This window comes from Brevibacillus sp. HD3.3A, assembly GCF_013284375.2.
Taxonomy (GTDB): Bacteria; Bacillota; Bacilli; order Brevibacillales; family Brevibacillaceae; genus Brevibacillus; species Brevibacillus parabrevis.
Window position 1 is genome coordinate 2,319,050 of record NZ_CP085874.1, and the last position, 24,007, is coordinate 2,343,056.

At 51.4% G+C, this 24,007-nt stretch carries 21 protein-coding genes; 10 read left to right on the top strand and 11 right to left on the bottom strand.

Annotated features, from left to right (window positions below; translation table 11 throughout):
• Window positions 1-84 precede the first annotated feature (84 nt).
• Window positions 85-3,534, top strand: a complete 3,450-nt coding sequence (metH, locus tag HP435_RS11385) for a methionine synthase (RefSeq protein ID WP_173599191.1) — start codon at window positions 85-87, stop codon at window positions 3,532-3,534.
• A gap of 34 nt (window positions 3,535-3,568) precedes the next feature.
• Window positions 3,569-5,434, top strand: a complete 1,866-nt coding sequence (locus HP435_RS11390; RefSeq protein WP_173599190.1) for a bifunctional homocysteine S-methyltransferase/methylenetetrahydrofolate reductase — start codon at window positions 3,569-3,571, stop codon at window positions 5,432-5,434.
• Window positions 5,435-5,506: 72 nt separating this feature from the next.
• Here the strand turns inward: HP435_RS11390 and HP435_RS11395 are convergent, their stop codons facing one another.
• The 4 genes from HP435_RS11395 to HP435_RS11410 all read right to left on the bottom strand — a co-directional run bounded on the left by HP435_RS11395 (window position 5,507) and on the right by HP435_RS11410 (window position 9,132).
• Window positions 5,507-6,493, bottom strand: coding sequence for a phosphotransferase (locus HP435_RS11395; protein ID WP_173595637.1), 987 nt, complete (start codon window positions 6,491-6,493; stop codon window positions 5,507-5,509).
• 77 nt (window positions 6,494-6,570) lie between these two features.
• Window positions 6,571-7,149 (bottom strand): mismatch-specific DNA-glycosylase, encoded by a 579-nt coding sequence (locus tag HP435_RS11400; protein ID WP_122965740.1) that lies wholly within the window; start codon window positions 7,147-7,149, stop codon window positions 6,571-6,573.
• 123 nt (window positions 7,150-7,272) lie between these two features.
• Window positions 7,273-7,416: a hypothetical protein gene (locus tag HP435_RS11405; protein ID WP_167470357.1), complete on the bottom strand. Its 144-nt coding sequence runs from the start codon at window positions 7,414-7,416 to the stop codon at window positions 7,273-7,275.
• A 195-nt stretch (window positions 7,417-7,611) separates the two neighbouring features.
• Window positions 7,612-9,132 (bottom strand): carboxypeptidase M32, encoded by a 1,521-nt coding sequence (locus HP435_RS11410; RefSeq protein WP_173599189.1) that lies wholly within the window; start codon window positions 9,130-9,132, stop codon window positions 7,612-7,614.
• A 191-nt stretch (window positions 9,133-9,323) separates the two neighbouring features.
• On the opposite strand from HP435_RS11410, the gene HP435_RS11415 reads away from it, so the two are divergent.
• A complete protein-coding gene (locus HP435_RS11415; RefSeq protein WP_122965742.1) occupies window positions 9,324-10,922 on the top strand; it encodes a peptide chain release factor 3 in 1,599 nt (532 codons plus the stop codon).
• A 126-nt stretch (window positions 10,923-11,048) separates the two neighbouring features.
• Here the strand turns inward: HP435_RS11415 and HP435_RS11420 are convergent, their stop codons facing one another.
• The gene (locus tag HP435_RS11420; protein WP_173595639.1) at window positions 11,049-11,567 is read right to left on the bottom strand and encodes a GNAT family N-acetyltransferase; all 519 of its coding nucleotides are present in this window, start codon (window positions 11,565-11,567) and stop codon (window positions 11,049-11,051) included.
• A gap of 159 nt (window positions 11,568-11,726) precedes the next feature.
• Here HP435_RS11420 and HP435_RS11425 point away from each other — a divergent pair, with 159 nt between their 5' ends.
• Both HP435_RS11425 and HP435_RS11430 read left to right on the top strand, forming a co-directional pair.
• Window positions 11,727-12,884 (top strand): MFS transporter, encoded by a 1,158-nt coding sequence (locus tag HP435_RS11425; protein WP_122965744.1) that lies wholly within the window; start codon window positions 11,727-11,729, stop codon window positions 12,882-12,884.
• A 214-nt stretch (window positions 12,885-13,098) separates the two neighbouring features.
• Window positions 13,099-13,632, top strand: coding sequence for a GNAT family N-acetyltransferase (locus HP435_RS11430; RefSeq protein ID WP_122965745.1), 534 nt, complete (start codon window positions 13,099-13,101; stop codon window positions 13,630-13,632).
• A gap of 199 nt (window positions 13,633-13,831) precedes the next feature.
• On the opposite strand, the gene HP435_RS11435 is transcribed toward HP435_RS11430, so the two are convergent.
• The 3 genes from HP435_RS11435 to HP435_RS11440 form a co-directional block, all read right to left on the bottom strand.
• Window positions 13,832-14,005, bottom strand: a complete 174-nt coding sequence (locus tag HP435_RS11435; RefSeq protein ID WP_217365719.1) for an aspartyl-phosphate phosphatase Spo0E family protein — start codon at window positions 14,003-14,005, stop codon at window positions 13,832-13,834.
• A gap of 285 nt (window positions 14,006-14,290) precedes the next feature.
• Window positions 14,291-14,419 carry a hypothetical protein gene (locus HP435_RS29060; protein ID WP_255679242.1) on the bottom strand — a complete coding sequence of 43 codons (129 nt, stop codon included), beginning with the start codon at window positions 14,417-14,419 and terminating at the stop codon, window positions 14,291-14,293.
• A gap of 15 nt (window positions 14,420-14,434) precedes the next feature.
• Complete coding sequence (locus HP435_RS11440; RefSeq protein ID WP_122965892.1) at window positions 14,435-15,727, bottom strand: helix-turn-helix domain-containing protein; 1,293 nt, start codon at window positions 15,725-15,727, stop codon at window positions 14,435-14,437.
• Between the two features lie 341 nt (window positions 15,728-16,068).
• Between HP435_RS11440 and HP435_RS11445 the strand changes: the two genes are divergently transcribed.
• The 4 genes from HP435_RS11445 (at window position 16,069) to HP435_RS11460 (ending at window position 20,034) form a co-directional block, all read left to right on the top strand.
• Window positions 16,069-16,656: a GNAT family N-acetyltransferase gene (locus tag HP435_RS11445; protein ID WP_173599188.1), complete on the top strand. Its 588-nt coding sequence runs from the start codon at window positions 16,069-16,071 to the stop codon at window positions 16,654-16,656.
• A gap of 445 nt (window positions 16,657-17,101) precedes the next feature.
• The gene (locus HP435_RS11450; protein WP_173595646.1) at window positions 17,102-17,755 is read left to right on the top strand and encodes a hypothetical protein; all 654 of its coding nucleotides are present in this window, start codon (window positions 17,102-17,104) and stop codon (window positions 17,753-17,755) included.
• Window positions 17,756-17,762: 7 nt separating this feature from the next.
• The gene (locus HP435_RS11455) at window positions 17,763-17,945 is read left to right on the top strand and encodes a hypothetical protein (protein WP_173595647.1); all 183 of its coding nucleotides are present in this window, start codon (window positions 17,763-17,765) and stop codon (window positions 17,943-17,945) included.
• 166 nt (window positions 17,946-18,111) lie between these two features.
• The gene (locus tag HP435_RS11460; RefSeq protein WP_173599187.1) at window positions 18,112-20,034 is read left to right on the top strand and encodes an AraC family transcriptional regulator; all 1,923 of its coding nucleotides are present in this window, start codon (window positions 18,112-18,114) and stop codon (window positions 20,032-20,034) included.
• Window positions 20,035-20,399: 365 nt separating this feature from the next.
• On the opposite strand, the gene HP435_RS11465 is transcribed toward HP435_RS11460, so the two are convergent.
• Window positions 20,400-21,185, bottom strand: coding sequence for a DUF817 domain-containing protein (locus HP435_RS11465; RefSeq protein WP_173599186.1), 786 nt, complete (start codon window positions 21,183-21,185; stop codon window positions 20,400-20,402).
• Window positions 21,186-21,682: 497 nt separating this feature from the next.
• Here HP435_RS11465 and HP435_RS11470 point away from each other — a divergent pair, with 497 nt between their 5' ends.
• Window positions 21,683-22,426, top strand: a complete 744-nt coding sequence (locus tag HP435_RS11470; RefSeq protein WP_173599185.1) for a bleomycin resistance protein — start codon at window positions 21,683-21,685, stop codon at window positions 22,424-22,426.
• A 139-nt stretch (window positions 22,427-22,565) separates the two neighbouring features.
• Here HP435_RS11470 and HP435_RS11475 read toward each other — a convergent pair whose 3' ends face one another.
• Complete coding sequence (locus HP435_RS11475; protein WP_173599184.1) at window positions 22,566-22,979, bottom strand: DUF4288 domain-containing protein; 414 nt, start codon at window positions 22,977-22,979, stop codon at window positions 22,566-22,568.
• A 145-nt stretch (window positions 22,980-23,124) separates the two neighbouring features.
• Window positions 23,125-23,952 (bottom strand): sulfurtransferase, encoded by an 828-nt coding sequence (locus HP435_RS11480; protein WP_173599183.1) that lies wholly within the window; start codon window positions 23,950-23,952, stop codon window positions 23,125-23,127.
• Window positions 23,953-24,007 lie beyond the last annotated feature (55 nt).

Sequence of the window (24,007 nt, forward strand, 5' to 3'; positions counted from 1 at the left end):
ATCCTCTTCTTTCAAAGAAGAGGATTTTTTTGTGCAAAAAAACTGCCGAGAATAAACGCCGCAAGGGAGAAAAGGAGTACGTCAATGAAACCCACTTTTCGCGAACAGCTTTCCCGGAAAATTCTGATTCTGGACGGTGCGATGGGCACGATGCTGCAACAGGCGAACTTGACCGCCGATGATTTTGGCGGCGAAGCCTACGATGGTTGCAACGAGCTTTTGAACTTGACGCGACCAGACGTCATTCGATCCATCCACGAAAAATATTTGGAGGCGGGAGCGGACATCGTCGAGACGAATACATTCGGAGCCACCTCCGTCGTGTTGGCCGAGTACGATGTCGCCGACAAGGATCTGGAGTTAAACATCGCTGCGGCCCGTCTGGCGAAGGAAGCCGTAGATGCCTATAGCACAACCGAGTGGCCGCGATACGTGGCAGGGGCAATGGGACCGACGACGAAAACGCTCGCTTTGACAGGCGGTGTCACCTTCGAGGAGCTGGTGGAGTCCTACTATCGTCAGGCAAAAGGACTGATCATTGGCGGAGCCGACGTGCTGCTGCTGGAAACATCGCAGGATACGCTGAACGTCAAGGCGGGGGGAATCGGCATCCGCAAAGCGTTCGCAGAGCTGGATGTGGAGTTGCCCGTCATGCTGTCCGGGACGATTGAACCGATGGGCACGACTCTTGCCGGTCAAAACATCGAGGCGTTTTATATCTCGCTTGAGCATTTGAATCCCGTGTCCGTTGGGCTGAACTGTGCGACTGGCCCCGAGTTCATGCGCGACCATCTGCGCACGCTGTCCGGACTGGCTCAATGCGGAGTGAGCTGTTACCCCAATGCGGGCTTGCCGGATGAAAACGGACATTACCATGAGACACCGCAAGGGCTTGCGACAAAAATGCGCGCTTTTGCAGAACAAGGCTGGCTGAACGTGGCGGGCGGCTGCTGCGGAACGACGCCCGACCATATCAGGGCGATGGCAGAAGCATTGAAAGACTGCAAGCCACGTCAGGCTGTCGATCAGGCTGTCAGCGCGGTATCCGGCATCGAAGTCGTGTACGTGGAAGATGACAGTCGCCCGCTGTTGGTAGGGGAGCGCACAAACGTCATCGGTTCGAAAAAATTCCGCGACTTGATCGCCGCAGGCCAATACGAGGAAGCGTCAGATATCGCCCGGGCACAAGTAAAACGCGGCGCTCACGTCATCGATATTTGTTTGGCTGACCCGGATCGGGATGAATACGCCGATATGGAAAAATTCCTGCAATTCGTCGTGAAAAAGGTCAAGGCTCCGCTGATGATCGACTCGACGGATGCAAAAGTAATGGAGCTGGGCCTGCGCTATTCCCAGGGAAAAGCGATTCTCAACTCGATCAACCTGGAAGACGGCCTGGAGCGCTTTGAAGAAGTAGCGCCGCTGATCAAAAAGTTCGGAGCGGCTGTAGTCGTCGGAACGATCGAGGAAGCGGGCATGGCTGTCACGCGCGAGAAGAAGCTGGAAGTGGCGAAGCGCTCGTACGATATTTTGGTCAACCAGTACGGAATTGCCCCGCAAGACATCATTTTCGACCCGCTGGTGTTCCCGGTCGGTACAGGGGATGAGCAGTACATCGGTTCCGCCAAGGAGACGGTTGAGGGGATTCGCCTCATTAAAGAAGCGATGCCGCTGTGCAAAACGATTCTCGGGGTCAGCAACGTGTCTTTCGGGCTGCCAGCAGCGGGCCGCGAAGTGCTCAACGCCGTGTTTTTGTACCACACGACGGTTGCCGGACTCGATTTTGCCATCGTCAATACAGAAAAGCTGGAGCGCTACGCGTCGATTCCCGAGGATGAGCGCAAGCTGGCGGAAGCGCTGCTGTTCGAGACAAACGACGAAACACTGGCTGCATTCACCGAATTTTACCGCCAGAAGAAAAAAGAAGTGCGGGTGGAAGCTTCCACGCTGACTTTGGAAGAGCGCCTCGCCCGATATGTCGTCGAAGGCTCCAAGGATGGCTTGACTGACGATTTGAAGCTGGCTCTGGAAAAGTATGCGCCGCTTGAAATTATTAACGGCCCGTTGATGTCAGGAATGGAAGAGGTCGGCCGCCTGTTTAACGGAAACCAGCTGATCGTAGCGGAAGTGCTGCAAAGCGCGGAAGTCATGAAAGCGTCCGTCTCGTTTTTGGAGCCATTTATGGAAAAGAGCGATGCGGCGGCCAAAGGCAAGATTTTGCTGGCGACAGTCAAAGGCGACGTGCACGACATCGGCAAAAATCTGGTGGAAATCATTTTGGCAAACAACGGCTACAACGTCGTGAACCTGGGGATCAAGGTGCCGCCTGAGCAACTGATTGCCGCTTGCCGGGAAGAGAAGCCGGATGCGATCGGGTTGTCCGGTCTTTTGGTCAAATCAGCCCAGCAAATGGTCATTACCGCGCAAGACTTGAAAGCAGCGGGAATCGATGTGCCGATGATGGTCGGAGGTGCGGCTTTGACGCGCAAATTCACTTCCAACCGGATCGCGCCGGAATACCACGGAATCGTGTTGTACGCCAAGGATGCGATGGACGGACTCGACCTCGTCAACCGTTTGCAAAACCCGAACGAGCGGGAGCGTCTGGTCGCTGAGCAGCAAGAACTCGCTGAAGCGGCGGCAACGGCGCAACACGTGGTGGTACAGGAGAAAAAAGCTCCGCTGCCGGCCCGCTCGGCGATTAGCAGAACCGTTCCGATTCAGTTGCCGCCAGACTGCGAGCGACACGTGCTGCGCCAGTACCCGATCAGCCATTTGCAACCGTACCTGAATTTGCGCATGCTGCTCGGCAAGCATCTCGGTGTGCGTGGAAACGTGGAAAAATTGCTGGAAGCGGGCGACGAAAAGGCGTTGGAACTGTACGGGATAGTCGAGGAGCTGTTGAATGAAGCGAAGCAGCAGGGAACGATCAAGGCGCACGGTGCCTATCAGTTTTTCCCGGCGCAAGCGGACGGCAACGATATTATCGTCTACGATCCAAACGACCACAGCAAAGTGCTGGAACGATTCTCGTTCCCGCGTCAGCCGGAAGAGCCGCATCTGTGCCTGTCCGATTTCTTGCGTCCGGTCGAGAGCAAGGAGATGGATTACGTCGGATTTTTGACGGTGACAGCAGGCGGCGGCATTCGCGAGCGCTCGACTGAACTGAAGGAACGCGGCGACTACTTGCGCTCGCACGTTTTGCAAGCATTGGCTCTGGAGCTGGCGGAAGCTTTTGCGGAGCGGATTCACCACGTAATGCGCGATGTATGGGGGATTCCTGATCCGGCGGAAATGACCATGCTGGAGCGCTTCGGTGCCCGCTATCGAGGCATTCGCGTGTCGTTCGGCTATCCGGCTTGCCCGAACCTGGAAGACCAGGCGCAGCTGTTCCGCCTGTTGCGGCCGGAAGACATCGGCATCCAGTTGACAGAAGGCTTCATGATGGAGCCGGAAGCTTCTGTATCCGCGATGGTATTTGCCCACCCGGAAGCGCGTTACTTTAACGCAGGTCCGTCGGTGTTTGAAGTATAGATCGTCTAATGAAAATGGGAGAGAAGGGATTGAGTTGACGACGAGCAAGCAAGACTTACGGGAGTATTTGCAGGAGCACCTGCTGGTCGGAGACGGAGCCATGGCGACCCAGCTGCATGCGCTGGGCGCCCCGGTTGGCGTCAGCTTTGAAGAGTTGTGTTTGTCCAATCCGCGCGTGGTGCACGAAGTTCATGCGTCGTACTATCAGGCAGGAGCGCGCCTTTTGGAGACGAATACATTTTCCGCGAACCGGGATGCGCTCAGCCGCTACGGTTTGGAGCACAAAGTGGCGCGGATCAACCGTCTTGCCGTGGCGATTGCCCGCGAAGCCGCCAAGGACGATGCGTACGTGGCAGGCAGCATCGGCTCGATTTTGGCTGGACGGGTGAAGAAAAAGGTACTGGATGAGTATCGGGACCAGTACGAGGAACAGGCGATCGCGCTGTTGCACGCAGGCGTAGACGCGCTGATTTTGGAAACGTTCCTCGATCTGGAGGAACTGCTGCTCGCCATCGAGGTCATTCGTCCGCTGACAGATGTGCCCGTCATTGCGCAACTGGCGACATTGGAAGTCGGACGCACGCGCGACGGCTACTCGCTGACGGATGCTTTTCCGCAACTGAAACAGGCAGGAGCAGACGTCATCGGTCTGAACTGCCGCTTGGGTCCGGCTGAAATTTTGCGCTCTTTTGAAAGCACGATCTTCCCGGATGATTCGCTTCTGTCAGCGTTCCCCAATGCGGGGCGGCTGGGAATGACGGACGGGGAGTACGCCTTCAAGTCGTCTCCCGACTATTTTGCCGAAAGCGCCTTGCGCCTGCGCGATCAGGGAGTGCGCCTGATCGGCGGCTGCTGCGGAACGACCCCTGCACACGTGAAGGCGATAGCAGACGCGCTCGCAGGGCAAAAACCGCAAGCACGCGTGAATCCAACGATTGCGTTGGCGGAGCGTCCGCACATAACGGTACAAAGCATTCACGAGCGCGAGAAGCCAAGCATCGTGGAACGGGTGAAAACAGCTACAACGATCATCGTCGAATTTGATCCGCCGCGCGATCTCGACGCCGAACAGTTTCTGGACGGCTGCTGCGAGCTGCACAAAGCAGGGGCAGACGCGATCACGCTGGCAGACAATTCGCTTGCGACGGTGCGGATGAGCAACATGGCGCTCGGAGCGCTGATGAAAACGAGACACGGGATCGATCCGCTTTTGCATATTGCCTGCCGTGACCGCAACTTGATCGGGCAGCAATCCCATCTGATGGGGCTGCACGCGCTTGGCATCGACCAAATTCTCGTCATCACGGGCGACCCGTCCCGCTTCGGCGATTTGCCGGGGGCAAGCTCGGTGTTTGATGTCACTTCGTTCGATTTGATCCGCATGGTGAAGCAGTTGAACGAAGGCGTCTCGTTCTCGGGACGACCGCTCAAGCAAAAAGCCCAGTTCATCGTGGGCGCAGCCTTCAACCCGAACGTGCGCAACATGGCAGCGGCTGTCGCCCGGCTGGAAAAGAAAGTCGAGGCAGGGGCTGATTACATCATGACCCAACCTGTGTATGACGTCGAATCGATTCGCCTTGTACACGAGGCGACCAAGCACATCGGCATCCCGGTTTTTATCGGCATCATGCCGCTGACCAGTCCAAGAAATGCCGAGTTCCTGCACAATGAAGTGCCTGGCATCAAGCTTTCGGCGGAAGCCTTGGAACGGATGAAAAAAGTACAGGGACCAGCGGCCAGGCAGGAAGGCATCGCCATCGCCAAAGAACTGCTCGACACGGCTGTCCGCTATTTCAACGGGATTTACCTGATTACGCCTTTCAACTATTACGATATGGCTGCTGACCTGATTGCGTACGTGCGGCAGCAAAGCGCCCTGGTCAAAACGGCGCAACCGTAGAAGACCAGACCAGCCCAAACAGGAAAAAAGCCCAATAGGCCCTCGCGCAAGACAGGCAGCTGCCTTTCGTCTTTACGCGAGGGCTTTTAGTTCATCCAGCATATAGGCGGTCTTGATCGCCTCACGCGTGCAAAACTTCTGAATCTCGGCCACTTCCATCTCCTCATACTGCTTCATGCGCAAAAACCGTTCCATGATATGTGGGAAGGTCAGATCGACAAACAGCAAATGCAGCTGCTCGGCAGACAGCGGATTTTCCTGCAAGTAGGCCCGCAACAAAGACGTAAACAACGGCTCGTTCCAGCTTCCTGCCTTGCGCATGGCGAGCGAGAGGACGCGACTGATGTCTTTGGAAGGAAAATCGTAGCGGACGTCTTCCCAGTCGATAATCGCGATTTGCTGGTTGCGCGTGAGCAAATTGCCGTTGTTGAAATCTCCGTGGCAGAGGAAATGCTTGCGCAGGGCAAGCTTTTTCCAGCTGGAAAAGTAGGCGGATGATTTCAACTGTTCTCGCGCCGCAAGCCCTGCCTGGCGAAAATAAGGCAAGTATTCCACAATCGTCGTCGATTTCGGATTCTTTTTGCTCATGTGGCGCTGCTCCCATTTTTCCAGTGCAGCCAGATCCGTCTTGTATTCCTCCGACCATTTTTTCGCCCCGTTGTACAGCTCGCCATGCTTGGAAGTAAAACCGAGCGATTGCAGATGGAAGCGCCCTAGTGCGGCTCCGACCTGTTCCAGCTTTTTCGGTGAGCTGTAGGCGATTTTCGGCCAGGAAAACCATTGGTGCAGCACAAACAAGTTGTCTTTGTACACAATCGAGCGCTGGTTGCTTTTCGTGCGCTGGATGCCGGGGATGAGAATGCCTTTTTTGCGCAAATGCGCTTCGGCGTTCAAAATGAAGTGCTGGCGTTCTTTCGGTAAGTACGAAATTTTGCCGATAAACTTGCCGATCGAGGTATCGAGAAAGACGACGAGCGACTTGGGCGTCTCGCGAAGTGTTTCCTGCTGCAATACTTTCAGCGCGTACTTTTGCTCGATTTTGCCGATGAGGTCGTCCATCCGTTTTGCGCCTCCCTTGCAAAAGAAACGTACGATTATCATACGCGGCGGCCCAAGCGGATGACACTCATGGCGCTTCAGTTGGGCGGCAAGGGAAGCGGATGCCAGTCTTTTTGGCGCAAAAAGTCGCTCAGCTCGGCGAATTTGGCGATGCGTTCCGCGCGTGTGAATGAGGCGTTGGCTCCACTCGTGGACGGGATGACGAACAAGTAGCTGCCTGCCCAATCATTGGTAGCGAATGCCTTCTCTGGTTGCAGACCCAGCGCGACAGCGGCTTTTTTCTGGCCTGTTGCATGGCGAAAAGCCGTAATTCCGTTAAAGCAGATGACGCGCGGGCGGTACGTTTGGATCATGTGCACGAACTGCTCTGCGCCTGTGTCAAAATCTTCGCGCGTGAGATCAGAAGAGGAGCGGGTAGGGCGCGTGACGAGATCGGTAATGCCGTAGTTGTAATCCAACAGCAGCGAGGTTTCTTCCGGCAGCAGTTGTCTTGCGGTAAGCCCGCCCTCGAACAAGCCGCGCCAAAACAAATTCGCCGGGTTCGCGTAGTGGAATCCGGCTGTGGCCGATACGCGCCCGGGATTGATGCCGCAAAACAACACTGTCAAATCGCGGCGGATGTAAGTAGGCAGCCATTTTTCCGTAAATTCCACCAAGATGATCCCTCCGATTGTTTTCCTTGATTTGATTGTAGCACAGAGGAGAGCGCTTACAGAAACAGGCAAAAAAAGCTGCCAAACGCTGGCAGCTTATCGGTAAAAGTGTGATTAGGTTCGATCTTACAGCTGAGCGTACGGCAGCATGTGCTCCGGCTCATTCGTGATGAATTGTTCCATTTCATTGCGGACGTATTTTTTTGTCTCGAAAGGAACGGCTTCGTGTTCTTCTTTGCCCCACAACCAGCGCGACAATTGTTGAATCATAAGGATTACCCCTCACTTGGTGGAAATGTTTTACACGCTTATCATACTCCTCTTTTGTGAGTTTGTGGCTGGGCAGGTGTGAATAAGGCGTGAAGAAATCGTGGATAGAAGGTGAACAAAAAGGAAGCGATTTCAAGCGATCCGTGAAAAAAGCGCTCCCGGATTGGGAACGCTGTGGGTACAACCATCTACACATTACAGCTTGTAGATGTCGGTATATTTTTTCTCCAAGTATTCCATCAGGTAGGTCGCGTTGGTGCCTTCGCCCGTGATCGCTTGCACGAGTTCACGCGGGCTTTTCATTTTTCCGTACTGGTGAATTTTTTCTTTCAACCAAGCGCGGATCGGAGCGAAGTCGCCGTTTGCCAGCAAGTCTTCGAAGCCGCTGATTTCCTGCTTCATGACGTGGGCGAATTGGGCCGCGTACACGTTGCCGAGCGAGTAAGTCGGGAAGTAGCCGAAGCTGCCGCCGGACCAGTGCACGTCCTGGAGAACGCCGAGTGTGTCGGTAGGCGGTTCCACGCCCAAGTATTCCTGCATTTTTTCGTTCCAGATTTTCGGCAGATCGGCAACCTGGATCGTCTGGTTGATCAAGCCTTTTTCGATCTCGTAGCGAATCATGACGTGCAAGTTGTACGTCAGCTCGTCAGCCTCTGTACGGATGAAGGACGGAGTGACAGAGTTGATCGCCCGGTAGAGGTCTTCCACGGATACGCCTTCGAATTGGGCCGGGAATGCTTTTTGCAAATCAGCGAAAAAGTGGTTCCAGAACGGCAGGCTGCGTCCGATCATGTTCTCCCAGAAGCGGGACTGGGACTCGTGAATGCCCATCGAAGTACCGTCGCAGAGCGGCGTGAACAAAAGCTCAGGATTGATGTTTTGTTCGTACATGGCATGACCCGCTTCGTGGATGCAGCTGAACAGCGCTGAGTTGAAGTCGTTTTCGTCGTAGCGAGTCGTAATGCGCACGTCGCCCGGATTGAAGGTGGTGCAGAACGGATGGGCGCTCTTGTCCATGCGGCCCGCCTTGAAGTCGTAGCCGATTTTTTCCAAAATGAAGCGGCTGAACGCCTCCTGCTCGGCAATCGGGAAGTTTTTGTTCAAGAAAGCGGTGTCCGGCTTGTTCGGCGATTCCGCGATTGCTTTGACCAGCTTGACGGTTTTCTCGCGCAGGGTAGCGAAGATCGGATCGAGTTGATCGACTGTCATGCCCGGCTCGTACAGGTCGAGCAAGGTGTTGTACTTGTTTTTGCCGTCGTGTCCCCAATATTCGATAAACTCCAGCTGGAAGTTCACGATTTTTTCCAGGTACGGCTGGAACATCGAGAAGTCGTTGTTGGCGCGGGCTTCTTCCCATACCGTTTCCGCCTGGGAGGTCAAAACGACAAATTCCTGGTATTTCTCAGCCGGAATCTGCTTGTTGCGGTCAAATTCTTTTTTGCATTCGAGCACGCTGTGACGCGTGATCTCATCGAGCGCTTCCAGTGCGGAAGGTTCGCCGAGCTCGGTTAAAAACGCTTCCATTTCTTTGGATGTCGCCAGCTTGAACTGTTCGCCAGCGAGCACGCCGATAATCTCGGAGCGGGCATCCATCCCTTTGCGTGGCGCTTGCGTTGCTTTGTCCCATTGCAGAACTGCGAGTGCCTGGTTGTAGCTGGTCATTTTTTTCACATAGGCGCGAAAATCAGCCGCGCGTGTTTCCAGATTGGTCGTCATGGAGTCCCTCCTGTGTAAGTATGAAAACGTTAATTGGTCAAGTATGTACATCATGCAGTCAAAAAATTTTTACTACTAAATATTATAACGGTTTGAAGAAAAATTACTAGGTGGATGCAGCACGCATTTGTCGGTATAATCGTATAGGAAAACAATCTGGCTACTTATTCGCGATGACAGGAGAATGATTGATGAGTCAAACCAATCCCCAATGGGAAAATGAGATAGCAAAACGACGCACCTTTGCCATCATCTCCCACCCGGATGCGGGTAAAACGACGATGACGGAAAAGCTGCTTTACTACGGCGGAGCCATTCGCGAAGCAGGGGTGGTCAAAGGCCGGAAAAACTCCAAGCACGCTACCTCCGACTGGATGGAGATCGAGAAAAAGCGCGGAATCTCCGTTACGTCCAGTGCGATGGACTTTGAATACAACGGGCACCACATCAATATTTTGGACACTCCTGGTCACCAGGACTTCAGTGAAGACACGTACCGCACCCTGACTGCTGCCGACGCTGCCGTCATGATCATCGACGTGGCAAAAGGGGTGGAGGCGCAGACGATCAAGCTGTTCAAGGTCTGTCGGATGCGCGGCATTCCGATTTTTACATTCGTCAACAAGCTGGACCGTCACGGGAAAGACCCGTTTGAGCTGTTGGAAGAAATCGAGCGCGTACTGGGCATCCGTTCGTACCCGATGAACTGGCCGATCGGCATGGGAAGCTACTTCAGCGGAGTGTACGACCGCATGAAATCCCGCGTCGAGCTGTATCAGACCAACACGCAGCATGAAGATATCTCGTTTTTCCCGGTAGAGGGAGCCGAAGACCCGCTGATCGGCGACCGCGTTGGTCAGGAGCTGTGGCAGCAACTGCAAGACGAAATTTCTCTGCTCGACGTAGCAGGGGATGAGTTCGATCCGGAACTGATTGCCCAAGGACAGCTGACACCTGTGTTCTTCGGAAGCGCGATCAACAACTTCGGCGTGCAGACTTTCCTGGACAACTTCCTGCAAATGGCGCCAGCGCCTTCCGCGAAAAAGAGCAATGCCGGCATGATCGATCCGTACACCAATCCGTTCTCCGGCTTTATTTTCAAAATCCAGGCCAACATGAACCCGGCTCACCGCGACCGTATCGCTTTCTTGCGCATTTGCTCCGGAAAGTTCGAGCGCGGCATGGCCGTGAAGCACGTGCGTCTGGGCAAAGACATCAAGCTGGCGCAGCCTGTGCAGTTCATGGCGCAAGACCGCGAGATCGTCGAGGAGTCGTTCGCAGGCGATGTCATCGGCTTGTTCGATCCGGGCATTTTCCAGATCGGAGACACGCTCTGTGTCGGCCAGTCGTTCGAGTACGAGGAAATGCCGCACTTCTCGCCTGAGTTTTTCTCCAAAGTCATGGTGAAAGACGCGATGAAGCACAAGCAGTTCCAAAAAGGCATCATGCAGCTGACAGAGGAAGGGACGGTACAATTATTCCGCACCTATCCAATGGAAGAACTGATTCTCGGCGTAGTCGGCGTCTTGCAGTTTGAGGTGCTGGAATACCGACTCAAAGCAGAGTATGGCGTCGATATTATGCTGACGAGAATGCCGTATCAGATTGCCCGCTGGCTCGAAGGCGACAAAGCGGCGCTCGATGCCGTGAAGAACAAAACCGTGACGGACCGCTACGGACGTCCGGTCATGCTGTTCGAAAGCGAGTACCAGCTTCGGGTAGCGATGGATAAGCATTCGTCCATCAAATTCCATGAAAGCTCGCTCGGGTTGAAAGCTGTTCAATCGTAAGTGGCAGGAGAGTAGAACAGGACTTCGCAGGAATTGCGGGGTCCTGTTTTTCGTGTTCCGGCGCGCTTGACTGAAAGATTTGCTCGCTTAAAGACGGGCTTGCTAACGGCTTTTTTGCCTAAAGTCTTAGGAGGGGAAATCAATGGAGAAGAACTTCAGCTCTTCCTGATCGGGCTGCTTGCGAACGTAGCCTTCCCAGCGCAAGCCCAGCTTCTCAAGCAATTTGCCGGATGCATCATTCGCCTTGTCCGTGATCGCGACGATCCGTTTCAGCCCGAACGCCTCGCGCCCGTAGTCCAAAACAGCGGAGGCCGCTTCGAAGGCGTACCCTTTTCCCCAATAGGGAGGACAGAGAGCATAGCCGATATCGACATCCTCCAGAAAATCTCTTTTTATGAGGCCACACAAGCCTACCGGAGTGCCTGTTGCTTTTTCTGCGACGACAAACAAGCCAAAGCCGTAGCTTTCGTAGCTTGCCTGCAAGCTGTTGACGATGTACTGCTGCGCATCTGCCAACGTGCGGACGCCGCGATCACCGATGTACTGCAACCAGGATGGCTCGTTCAAAAGCCCGAAAATAAAGGCCGCATCATCTTCCGCGTGCGCGCGCCGCAGAACAAGACGCTCTGTTTGCAAAACGATCATAGCTTGACTCACCAGCCTTTTCATTTTTTTCCATCATACAGGATGCAAGCGAGAAAAGCTGCTTGTTTTTGGCAATTCAGAAAGCTTTTCCTATCCTACTTGGACGACTCCCCTCATATACTGGGACAAAGACTGGCGGGATGAGAGGATGGGAATGCTTTGAGGGTTCTGCTGTTGGTCGTGTTGTTTCTCGTTGCCTTTGACATGCACGCGCAAACGCCGCTGCTGGCGCCGTACTTGAATATATTGGGCGTATCCGCTGCGATGATCGGCTTCGTGCTGGGCGGTTATGCCATCAGCAATCTGAGCGGCAATCTCATCGCAGGCCCTTTTCTCGACCGTTTTCCGAAGAAATGGTTTATTGCCGGAGGCCTGATCCTGGCTGGGGTAATGCTGATTGGACAAGGACTCGTGACGCATGCCGGGGCATTTTTTTCGTTTCGCCTGATGCTTGGCTTCGTCATGGCGTTCGTCTCGCCCGCCTGTTCCGCCATGCTGGGGGAGACAGGCAAAACCGCGCTGGAACAGGGCGAAATCATGGGCAAAAAAGGACTTGTGCTCACGACAGCCGGGATCGTCTCGCCAGCGGTCGGGAGCTTTTTTGCGGTACAATTCGGCTACGGCCAGTCGTTCGTCATTTTGGGTTACATCATGATCGTGGCAGGCGTTTTTTCCTGGCTCGTCCTTCCTTCCAGAGTAGTGGACAGCGGCAGCGACCAGGTGGCGCCCTCCAAGCCGAACATATCAGGCAAACAGAGCCTGCTCGCGATCATGGAAAATCGGATGCTGTATCCGGCTTTTCTCGGCGGGTTTGCCATCATCTACGCGCAAGGGACGATCATTTACGAAGTGCCGCTGCTCGTGCAAAAGCAAGGGATGTCGCCAGCCGTTACGGGAATTTTGTTCAGCCTGAAAGGATTGGGAGCGCTCGCGATCCTCAGCCAGTTTTGGCTGCACAAGGTAGCGATAGAAACGCGGTCATTTGCGGGGCTTGGCATCCTCAGCCTCTTGATGTACATGCTGGCGATGGGTCTGGCGATTCCGATTCAGGTGATGATGTTCTGCCTCGGCGCATGCTTCGGAATGCTGTTCCCGGCTTTTGCCACGACCTTGACGATCCACACTCCGCGCGAAATGTACGGCAGCGTGTTCAGCATTTACTCTGCCGTGTTGTCGGTCGGGGCTGTCCTCAGTCCCGTGGTGGCAGGTCTTTTGGGCAACTGGCATCACTCGTACTTCATCGCCTTTTTTGTCACGGCGGGGGTGTGCCTGATCAGCGGGTTGCATCGGCTGTTGTTGAGCGGGGTGACAAGGTAGGGAGCGGAGAGTTTTCCTGGAGGGGGGCAGGGAGACTCTTTTTTTGTGCAGGGGGAAAAGGGGAATCGGGAGAAGGGTGTTCACGTTTTCAGTCGGTCCGATTTTGAAAATTAAGACTCCGTTAATCGACTATTTTCCATGGCGTGCTATGATGATGAGCGGACGATCATTTTTATGATAAGCGCCAAAAGTGAAAAAAGGAGCTAAACACCAGATGAAAGACAAACGAATCACGACGGAAAGACTTGTTTTAACACCGTTTACGAAAAGCAGCGCGGAGTCGATCTTGCGGGGAAACTTTGATGAGCTTTTAGTGGACGGCTATCGCCTGGGCGACGGCTGGCCGGATGAGGATGCCATCGAAACGTTGCCAAAGATCATTAAAAATCTGGAGCTTGTCGGGGAACCAACAGGGTTCGAATCCTGGATGATCGTGAAAAAAGACGGAAACACGATTATTGGAGATGCGGGTTTTAAAGGAAGACCGAATGAGCTGGGAGAAGTCGATATCGGCTATGGCATTATTAGGCAGGAGCGGAAGCAAGGCTTTGGAGTGGAGGCAGCGAAAGGGTTGGTAAAGTGGGCATTTTCACAAGCAGAGGTGAAAGCGATCACAGCCAGATGCCTTATACATAATGCTGACTCTGCGAGGATTTTGGAAAAGTTGAATTTTCAAGAGACAGCTAGAGACGGAGAAATGATTTACTGGTCGTTGATGAGGGAGAATGTGGAGGGTGTTTCGGAGTAGGAAACGTCTTTCTGTAACCCTATAATTCATGATGCGTTTTGCGCTTCATCATAAAGCCAGTCTCAACAGGGAATGAATATTCAGAAAAAAATCTTCATACGTAACACCTTGGTACTGCAATATGTACATCTGATGAGGGCTGGCTCTATGAATATATACGCTGAGTTCGTTCATTACTCCACATAATCGTGTTCCCGATTCAGAACTCGCCATTTTTTTCTTCTCCGTGTTTAAGTTGATATTGAACGATATAAATGTCGAGTTTTTGGCTTAGCTCAACCACGGAAGCATCGGATAAACCTTTTTCTTTTACTATCTGGCATAATTGTTGTCGCAATTGTTCTATAATCAGTTCAAGTTTTTCCTTTTCCAAAACGATACCCTTCCTAGCAAAATATTGGGTTTTTATTCTAATTGGTTGAAAACCTTTGCAAGAAATGTCATAGCAAAGAAACCGTTGTCCAGTTAGCTAGTCTTTTGCACGCTCACTCCTTTGGCATATTTGCAATCTGAATGTCCTTATTGTAAAGGCTGTCGCATGCATGTTAATAAAAATAAAAGCCTTGAGAAGTTCTACATATTTCGACTTGAATTTACATGAAAAGCAAAAAGAACGCTCATTGAGCGTTCTTAGTTGAAGCGATTTTTTACTTCTAGATTAATAGCCAGGGTCAACTACTCGTTGAACTACCGTGTTTGACGGGGAGTTCACTTGGTCACCAGGCAGATAGTGGGCAGAAACAAACAGAGTTAAAGATAAGAATATCATAGCAATTGCTTTTTTCATGTTACTAGCCTCCTTTTATTTACGGTTTTTACCAATATAATTATTATATACTTGGTGAATCATATCTACAAAATGTAAATCCATAGACTTGGAATTGTTGGAGAAATAGGAAAAAATATCTGCCATACATTTGACAATTTCTTCTTCGGCATTAACTGTTCCATATGCTTGCAAACTGGTAACGTAGCTGTTCATCCCGGCGTCAAGCTGCCCCATTCTCACCATGTAATTCCCTTTGTGTTGATGATAGATTCCAATCGAGACATGTTTATAGGGTGTTTGCGGAGAATCAGGCAAAAACTCTTCCTCCCGTGCGAGCAGTTCTGCTATGGAGTCCATGTCTTCTGTTTGAAAATAAACATCAAGCAGTTCGGTTACAACGTGAATCTTTATATCCTTGCTAACCTCATCCAAGCAACGTCGAAGTAGCGGAATGGCTGTATCGTATTTTTTTAGTCTTGCTTTAACAATACCACGGGTCGTCTTGGTTGCGTCTGTAACAAAATCATATCGAAACTTTTCAAAGACATCTAAATGCTTTTCTACTGCGTCAAAATTGTCCAAGAAATAGTATGAGTTGATCATTGCCAAATAGGCCCTGGCTTTTAGTTCTGTTTCAGTCGTCTCCAAAGCCAGACCTGCTTCGCAAAGTTCAATACACTGCTTGTACTTCTTGATGGCAAAAGCTTGAAGCCCCATTCTGAAATAATAGATGATTTTTTCTTCTTGAGACAGGAAGTCCACGTAATACAGAATTTCCTCGCCAGCTTTGAATGAATCCTCCATTTGTTTTAAATCAAGTCGCTCGATCAAATATATTTGCAGCAGGCTTTTTGCAACGTATGGAGGCACGCCACGCTCTCTTGCGTATTGAGCGATGATCTTGTATAGCAACAATTGAAAAGCTGTTTCTGTCAAGTTTTTCGTCAGAAGATATAGCTGTTCTATTGCGTTATATGTATCTTCTTGGGGAGATTCAAGAAGCTTTACGGCAACTTTTGAGACTAATGGCTCGTTCGCGAATTGTACGGCCTCCAAAAGCAGTTCCTTTAAGGTTTCTACTCGTTTCTCGACGTCAATATAGTGCGCAACAATTTTTTGATAAGGGATTTCCAACACATGTGAAATCGCTTTGATTGTTCTCAACTCTGGTCGTTTGGTATCTCCCAATTCGATTTTGGAAATGACGCCCTTGTGTACCCCCGAGAGGTTTGATAGCTGTGTGATACTGAGACTAGCCTGTTCCCTATGCTTTTTTATGATATCACCGATGGTAGTAAATTGAAGAGTGCCTACACTTTCGTCCATCTCGTTCCACCTTCTAACCTGGTTTCCCTGCATTTTCCTTTTTTATCCTTTTGAATTTTAACACTATGCATTTTCTTTGTAAATTATAGGAATTGGTAACTGTGTGAAAATAGAGTGAGCTTTTGCACGAGATCGAAGTTTGTTCGCGCTGTCAAATTTTGTCCACTTTTTTCCATGATGTGATATGATGATGAGCAGAAAACAGCACGCTCATGCCACTAAAACCTAGTAGCCCTATATAAAATCTTGGTACTAATACATACATCAGATGGAGGCTGGCTCTGTGATCGGTATTGGTTGAGTCTGTTCAGCAAAAAAGCTCTGAAAGGATGAGATTTGGGATGAATATGACAACCCCATTGGTGCTAACTGGTGTCAATGTAACGCTGGCTCCTCTGGAACTGAGGCATGCCGAGGATTTGTATGAGGCGGGTCGGTTCCCGGATATATGGGGGCTGACACAAGGGCGAATCCAGTCACTGGAAGACGCAAAAGAGTATGTCTCGAAAGCTTTGGAACAAAAGAATGCGTTTCCGTTTGTTATCGTCGAACAAAAGACGCAAAAGGCAGTAGGCAGCACCAGATTTTACGATATCTCTATTCCAAACAAAAGCCTGGAGATCGGTTCGACCTGGCTGACTCCTGCGATGTGGAGGACTTCCATCAATACGGAAGCCAAATACTTGCTGTTAAAATATTGCTTTGAAACGGCGGGAGCCATTCGGGTTCAACTGAAGACGGACAGTCGGAATGTCAGGTCCCAAAAAGCAATTGAGCGGCTTGGCGCAGTCAAAGAGGGCATTTTGCGCAACCATATGATTTTGCCTGACGGGTATGTAAGAGACACGATTTACTACAGCATACTCGACAGGGAGTGGCCAGCCGTCAAGGCGCGGCTTGAGGGATTTTTAAAGTCATACATTGATTAGTACATGCAGTTGCTTTTCGCTTTCCGTGTAACGAACAGACTTGGTTTGTTTAGGAAAAGCGATGTCAGTGTAAGGACAATCGAGCATTCATGCTGGCGACCTGCAATAGGAAAAGCCCAGCGATATATAGACGTAGAGAGAGTTTTCCTGGTGCAAACGGGGGGACTCTTTTTTGTGTGGGATGTGGAATATGGCCTAGCCTGGTAAATGAGTCGACAACGCCTATTGATGATGTCGAAGTTCCTGACCGGGTGGGTTGCACGAAACAAGTATGAACAACAAACCTTTGCCAAATTCATTTCCAACATCCAGGTGAAAAGTAGATAGACTCAGCACGAATGTTCCTTAATAATGGAAATATCAGACAACCGAGAGTCTGCTTTTAGGCGATGAGCATGTAGCAGCAATGTACTGCAATGGCAAAAAAGTGCGAGGAGGCAAACCTGTGGGCAGATCGTTCGCAAATTTGCATATCAAGTCGGGGAACTTTGAGAAGGCTGTCGAAGCGCTAAAAAAGCTAAGCGAAGAGCGCGCCGAGGTATTAGGTTATTCATCTACGCAAAATGAAGCGGCTGCGGATGTTTCAGAGCGGTCTGTTGGCGAATGGAAAAGTAATCAGCCAGACACGGAGGCGCAAAAGCCCAAAGTTGTCATGCACATAAGCAAAAGCAACGACAACTGGATCAGCGTGCTCCACGATTATTTTGTCTGGGGCACGGTGAAGAAGATCGGCAAAGCGTTGTCCCAGCTGATCGAGGAACCAGTAATGACCGCCGGATACATCAATGAGGAAATATTCGAGTTGTCGTTTTACGAGAACGGAGAGATTCAAGCGGAAAAAATCTTTTGTGAACCGTGGACGCGGGACGAGTACGGGCTGAAAGAAGAGCGTCTTCATGATGACTACATGCGAGAAGCGTTGGGGATGCGTGTGGAGGATTTTGATTCGTTCATCAAGCTGACAAGTCCGGAACAGGCCGCAGACAAGCTGTCGCAACTCACAGGGATACCGATCTGGAGTGATTCGGAGTGGCTGCCGTACGAAGAGAAGCTCAGAGATCAGTTTGGGCAATATGAATTTCGGATCGAAAATGCATGAGTGGTATATGGAAAATGAAGAAGTTAAAACAAATGTTGAAAGATATAAAAATAATAGATTTTCTAAGGTAATTCATGAAATACGCGTAACACCGTTTTTACATTGCAACGTAGGCTATACAGATCAAGCGTTAGATGAAAAAGAGGGGCATTCTCCCTCTTTTTCGTTGCCCAAGCTCTCAATGACCTGAACCATTTTAATTAAAGAAATAGATATATCCCACCTGGAATTTTCCACATGTTGCTCCCCCCAACAAATTCCCTTATAATACCGATGTGTTTTCCCGATAATCATTCTCATAAAAATCAAACAAATCAATGCTGTTCATTTCACGCAAAACAGGCAGGGGTGCTCGGATGAAGGAAGAGGAAAAGAAGAAAATCCATGATTGGTTCGCGCATTGGACGCATGCGGCTGTTCAGGTGATCGACGTTCGGCATTTTGTGTTGCAGGCGCAAGAGTCGTGGAACAGCTACCGGCTTCCGGCCTCCAGTTATTTATACGCTTGCAAAGGACAGGCTACGGTGCGGCTGGATGGACGCGAATATGCGGCGGATCGCTTTTTGTTGCTTCACGGCGGCAAAGGAATGGTGCTCGACGTGAAGCTGACGGATGAGCTGTTCGTCTTTTATTTGATCTTGTACAAAGCCAAAATGATGCTGCCGCGCTCCGTCGACCAAGCTCTGTTGAGCAATGGCGGGGAAGAGCCGTTTCATCTGCCGTATGCGCTCGTGCCGCATGAGCCGACCAAACTGTATCATCTCGTCGCGACGATGGCCCGCGAATGGGCAGCACAGGAGCGGCTTCGGGCAAAAGGCACGTTTTTGCAATTCGTCCATGAGGTCATGCAGCAGCTTCTGCGGCACGGGTTTCAACAAGAACAAGAGCCGCTCGCCAAACAGGTCGTTCGCTATTTGGAGGAGCATTATACCGAGAGAATTTCGCTGGAGAGCCTCGCGGAGCATTTTTGTTACAGTGCCAGATATTTGACTCGACTGGTCAAGGAAGAGACGGGCCACAGCCCGATCGACTATGTGATCTCGCTACGGATGGAAAAGGCGAAGGAACTGCTTTCCCAGACAGATGCGACGATGCAAGAGGTGGCGGCTTCTGTCGGGTACCACGACGTGCTCTATTTCAGTCGGCTGTTCAAAAAGCATACGGGCATGACACCCACCAGCTTTTCCGGACATGCCCCAGGTCCAGATCGTCTATATGGAAAGCCCGGATTGTGTATTGTGGACGCGCATAGGGAAAGCTATAGTGTTAACGATAATCGTTATCAGCGAAGCTTTGGGGGGAGCATCCACATGAACAAAAAATCGACGCGCCACATGGCAACTCTTTTCATGGTCAGTCTAGCACTGTTCGTGAGCGCGTGCTCCGGTACAGCCAGCCCGACACCACAGACAGGGAGCGTGCAGGAGCAAACTGGCGCGACACAGCGCGAGTTGACCGATGGCATGGGCAACAAGGTTACGGTGCCGTCACATCCGCAACGCATTATTGCGACCTACCTGGAAGATCATCTGGTGGCACTCGGAGTCAAGCCGGTTGCCCAATGGTCGGTAGGGAAGGGCGATGTTCAAGGATATTTGCAAAAAGACTTGGCCGGTATTCCGGCAATCCCGCATGATTTGCCGCCAGAAGTGGTCATGAGCTACAATCCGGATCTGATCATCATGGACAATGAAGACCTCGTAGCGGGAGACAAGTACAGCCAGTACGCCAAAATATCGCCGACATATACGATCGGAAAAGAGAAAAACAGCGATTGGCGCAAAGAGCTGCTGGTCGTGGGGGAAGTGTTGAACAAGAGCGAAGAGGCGAAAAAAGTGCTCGCGGACTACGATGCCTACGTCGCGGAATCGAAACAAAAGCTCAAGCAGGCGATCGGCGACAAAACGGCTGCGGCCCTGTGGGTGACATCCAAAAACATTTATGTAGCGCGCCAAGATTTGTCCAGTGGCGATGTGCTGTATAAAGACCTCGGGTTTACGGTGCCAGCCGTCGTCCAGGAGATTTCCAAATCCGGCGACGCGAACTGGAACGCTCTGTCTCAAGAGAAGCTGGCTCAGATGGATGCGGACTACTTGTTCATCGTGAACAGCAAAGGCGCTTCCAAGGATGAATTTTTGAAGGAGCCGGTTTGGGCGAACATCCCTGCCGTTCAAAAAGGGCAGGTCTACGATTTCTCCACAGAGTCCAGCTGGCTGTACACGGGAGTTATCGCCAATCGGCAAATGATCGAGAACGTGCTGGAAAATGTGGTGAAGTAAGCCAGTTCAAAACCCAAACCTTTTGCACGCGGCAGGCGAGCGGGGGTTTGGGTTTTTTTGTTGCAAGGTGGACGCAGGTCAAAAATGGACGAGGCTTCATCAACTGTCAACTGGGGCGGGGAACGCTCATGGCTTGGAACCTGATCGACGTTTTGCCGCAAGCGGAGCTTTTTGACGGATGGACCGCCGAACAGACAAAGCAGCAGGAAAAGTTTCATGCCTTTCATGACAAAAGACAACGAGGTTGTCGTTGTCTTTTTCTGAGCATACATTTCGCCATTTTCATAAAAGAACAGGTGAGCAGTTGCGGTCGCCCAAATGAACATGGGCTTGTTACTGCCATTTACGCTTATGAGCTTTTCGTTTTAGCGATCGGGCTTCCCGCCACCCAGCCTAGCCTTCACATGCTTCAACTCCGCCACAATGATGAAGCTGACGATCACGAGCAAAAACCACGAGCTGATTTTGCTCAGATGGACCAGCTCCCAGCCGGAGCGCTGGTTCGGGTACGCCCAGGCGCCGAAAAACGTGGCGATGTTTTCTGCGATCCAGATGAAAAAGCCGATCAGAAAGTAGCCGAGCGGGACGGGCATGGAAAAACGCTCATGGGTGACGCGGAAGTAGACCTTCGAGCGCCAGAACACGACGAACATGAGCACCATCAGCACCCAGCGAAGATCCCAGATGTAATGATGGGTGAAAAAATTCAAGTAGATCGCCGCACCGAGCGAAGTGACCAAAAACGGCCGCGGCCAGTTTGTCAGACTGACGTCCAGCCGTCGCCACGCCTGGCACAAATAGCTCGCCACGCTCGCGTACATGAATCCGCTGTAGAGCGGGACGCCAAACACTTTGCTGTACCCTTCTTCCGGATAGCTCCACGAGCCCATGTGCACTTTGTAAATTTCCAGGCACAGTCCGATCAGGTGAAAAACCGTGATGACCTTCAACTCGTCCCGCGACTCAAGTCCGCTTTTCACCATGAACACCTGGAAGGCCAGACAGAGCAGCAAAAGCAGGTCGTATCTGGGCAGGCCAGGGATGGCGACGAACTTGGAGATCGCGAGCGAGGCGAAGATGAACACGGGAAACAGACAAGACATGGCCTCCTGGTATCCGAAGTGGAGCAGGAGGCGGATAAATCGGATCATGATGTGACTCCTTCGGCAGTTGTAGCGTCTTTGGCGACAGGCAGATCGTTGGAACGCCCGTCGCTCCAGCTTCTTATTCTCCCATGAAACCAAATGCTTGAATAGTACCTAAACAAACATGCGGGGATGATCGTGCGGGCGCAATGCGAATTGCGAATGTCAGAGGAACGATAGAAGCGAACCCACCACTCTTTTTGACGCGCGAGCTGGAGGCCAATGTGCGCTTTGTTGATTAATCACGGAACCTCAAGCTTATCCCCTTGTATGATGCGCGGCATCCCTTCGCGAACAAATTGCCAGCCCGAACCCGCGGCCCAGGCGCGTATGGCCCACCTCCTTCTAAACCTTCAATCAATGTTTAAACTTCGCGACGGATGTTGCTTGTAGCGCAAGGCTGACTTCCGCAAAACCTTACCATTTGCATAAATATAGTACGATTAAGGAGGTCAATTGATTTCACTTAGCACAGTATTTCTTTGGGCGTGGAGGGTGGTAGCGTGTCAGCCAATCGGGAGAGCGTAACAATTCCTATTTTCCCTTGCAGATCGATAGACGAACAGTTGGAGTTTTATCAGGCGCTAGGTTTTGAACTGACTTACAGGCAAGCCAAGCCAAACTTATACGCTTGCGTCCGTCACCGAATTGTGGAATTGCATTTTTTTGTCTGGAAGCAATTGGACCCATCCAACTCGTACAGCATGTGCTATGTACACGTCCGCGATGTGGATGCCGTGCACAAAGAGTTTTGTGAAAACTTGAAAAATGCGTATGGCAAGGTTCCTTCCAGGGGGTTTCCGAGAATTACCAAACCGAATAATCTCGTGGAAGACCGCCGATTTAACCTCATCGACCCTGCCGGAAACCGCTTGTTAATCGGTCAGAAGCACGCATCTGCCGCGCCAGTCCAAACTGAGCAAACCGTGATGGCGCAGCCGTCCAGGTTTGCCAATGCGTTCGAAACGGCATATCGATTGGCGTATGCCAAAGACGAACCCGCAGAGGCGGCCAAGGTACTGGATCTTGTATTTTCAAAAGCAGAAGAAGCTTCGGCAAGCCTGCGCTACAAAGCTTATGTGCTGCGAGCCGATATCGCGGCCTCGATGGACGAGATAAATCTCGCGCGGGTTTTGATGCAGGAGGCAGAGCAATTATCGCTGTCTGGCCAAGAGCGGGAAGAGGTGGTGGAGGCAACAAACAGGTTGGCTGAACTGAAAGGGGCTTTCGGGCACGGTCATTCTTGACGGGGATAGGACCAGTGCAATTGTAGCTCCCGCGGACTTTTTTCCAGAAAAAACCAGTGTGCTACGGTCGAACACCGTCTCACGCTGGTTGCTCAGGCAATCCATATTAACAGGAGTTACGGTTACTGCTTTGCATTTTCTACTCAGAATCGCCGTCTTCATCTAAAACTTCTGGGTAATAGCGCTTGATGACATCACTAGCTGAAATCTCTTGACCAACATGGATAAATCTTGAATAAATTTCAGTTCCAATCGTGATTTTATCATCATTTAGCTCAAATGCATGCAGATGTCTTACAAACTGATGCTTAACTGTTTCACCAAAGCTATTCAAAGACTCATGTTCAGCCTTTTTGGCAAACTTTTCCGCAATTTCAATGGCCTTTTCCATATTCGTATCTTTTGCGAGAATAATACTTTCTTCAAAAAGTTTCATGTTGTTCTCAGCATTGACTTCATTTTTTGGCTGATCGGAACCTCCAGAGTGAACCGATTCAAATAAGACTTTGACTGCATACCATTTTGTTTGGGGCGGTTTAGAATTTGTCTCCATAATTTCACCCTTACACCTTTAATTTTTGCTGAATCTCCTGTTTTAGCATCTGCCTCCAAAACGCCAAAAAAAGCCGTAACAGGTCGCATACCGCTAACCTGTTACAGCCCTACTACCGCGTCAAACAGTCTTCCTATTAAAACTCTTACTCTTCCCCCGTAGCAACCGGATTATCGCTGTACGAAACCCAGTCGCTCCAGCTTCCTGCGTACAGTTTCGCATCTGTGCGGCCAGCCTGGTGCAGGGCGAGCAGGTTGGAGCAAGCGGTCACGCCTGAGCCGCAGTAGACGATGATTTCTTGTTCGGCGAAGTCAGCGATGCGGTTGCGAAGCTGCTCGGCTGGCAGCATGGTCATGTCTGTGTTGAGGTTGTCCTTGTAAAAAAAGTGGCGGGCGCCAGGGATATGTCCTGCTTTCGGATCGAGCGGCTCTTGCTCGCCGCGATAGCGTTCGCCTGCGCGGGAGTCGAGCAGCACCGCTTCCGGCTCGCGATTTTTTACGCCTTCGACGCTGACCAGCATGTCCGGGCGCAGTTGCGGGACGAAAGTACGTGCTTGCGGCGTCGGCACTTCCGCTGTCACTTCGTAGCCAGTCTTTTTCCAGGCTGCGTATCCGCCATCGAGCACAGCGACACGATCGTGACCGAGGTAGCGCAATAGCCACCAAAGGCGTCCCGCCATCGCCATTTCCTGGTCGTCGTAAGCAATGACGGTTGTGTGCTCATCGATTCCAGCCTGGGAAAAGAGCGCGGCGAGGGCAGCCGGATCAGGAAGAGGATGGCGTCCGCCGTGTTCCTGTTTCGGGCCGGACAAGTCGCGATTCAGATGAAAATAGAGCGCTCCCGGGATGTGGTCTGTTGCGTACTCTTCGGCTCCTTGTTCGGAAGCGGAAAGGGCAAAGCGGCAATCGGCGATAACAATTCGTTCGTCGTTCCTATGATCGCGGAGCCATTGTGGCGTGACAAGTGCTTGCATCGTTCACCCTGCTTTCTGATTTTTCTTCATCATAGCAGATGGCTATCCGATGGGG

Coding starts and splice junctions, on each gene's coding strand:
- metH (WP_173599191.1), top strand. CDS start 85: ATGAAACCCACTTTTCGCGAACAGCTTTCCCGGAAAATTCTGATTCTG.
- HP435_RS11395 (WP_173595637.1), bottom strand. CDS start 6,493: ATGGACGACCTCATCGGCAAAATCGAGCAAAAGTACGCGCTGAAAGTA.
- HP435_RS11405 (WP_167470357.1), bottom strand. CDS start 7,416: ATGATTCAACAATTGTCGCGCTGGTTGTGGGGCAAAGAAGAACACGAA.
- HP435_RS11410 (WP_173599189.1), bottom strand. CDS start 9,132: ATGACGACCAATCTGGAAACACGCGCGGCTGATTTTCGCGCCTATGTG.
- HP435_RS11415 (WP_122965742.1), top strand. CDS start 9,324: ATGAGTCAAACCAATCCCCAATGGGAAAATGAGATAGCAAAACGACGC.
- HP435_RS11420 (WP_173595639.1), bottom strand. CDS start 11,567: ATGATCGTTTTGCAAACAGAGCGTCTTGTTCTGCGGCGCGCGCACGCG.
- HP435_RS11430 (WP_122965745.1), top strand. CDS start 13,099: ATGAAAGACAAACGAATCACGACGGAAAGACTTGTTTTAACACCGTTT.
- HP435_RS29060 (WP_255679242.1), bottom strand. CDS start 14,419: ATGAAAAAAGCAATTGCTATGATATTCTTATCTTTAACTCTGTTTGTT.
- HP435_RS11440 (WP_122965892.1), bottom strand. CDS start 15,727: ATGGACGAAAGTGTAGGCACTCTTCAATTTACTACCATCGGTGATATC.
- HP435_RS11445 (WP_173599188.1), top strand. CDS start 16,069: ATGAATATGACAACCCCATTGGTGCTAACTGGTGTCAATGTAACGCTG.
- HP435_RS11455 (WP_173595647.1), top strand. CDS start 17,763: ATGGAAAATGAAGAAGTTAAAACAAATGTTGAAAGATATAAAAATAAT.
- HP435_RS11460 (WP_173599187.1), top strand. CDS start 18,112: ATGAAGGAAGAGGAAAAGAAGAAAATCCATGATTGGTTCGCGCATTGG.
- HP435_RS11465 (WP_173599186.1), bottom strand. CDS start 21,185: ATGATCCGATTTATCCGCCTCCTGCTCCACTTCGGATACCAGGAGGCC.
- HP435_RS11475 (WP_173599184.1), bottom strand. CDS start 22,979: ATGGAGACAAATTCTAAACCGCCCCAAACAAAATGGTATGCAGTCAAA.
- HP435_RS11480 (WP_173599183.1), bottom strand. CDS start 23,952: ATGCAAGCACTTGTCACGCCACAATGGCTCCGCGATCATAGGAACGAC.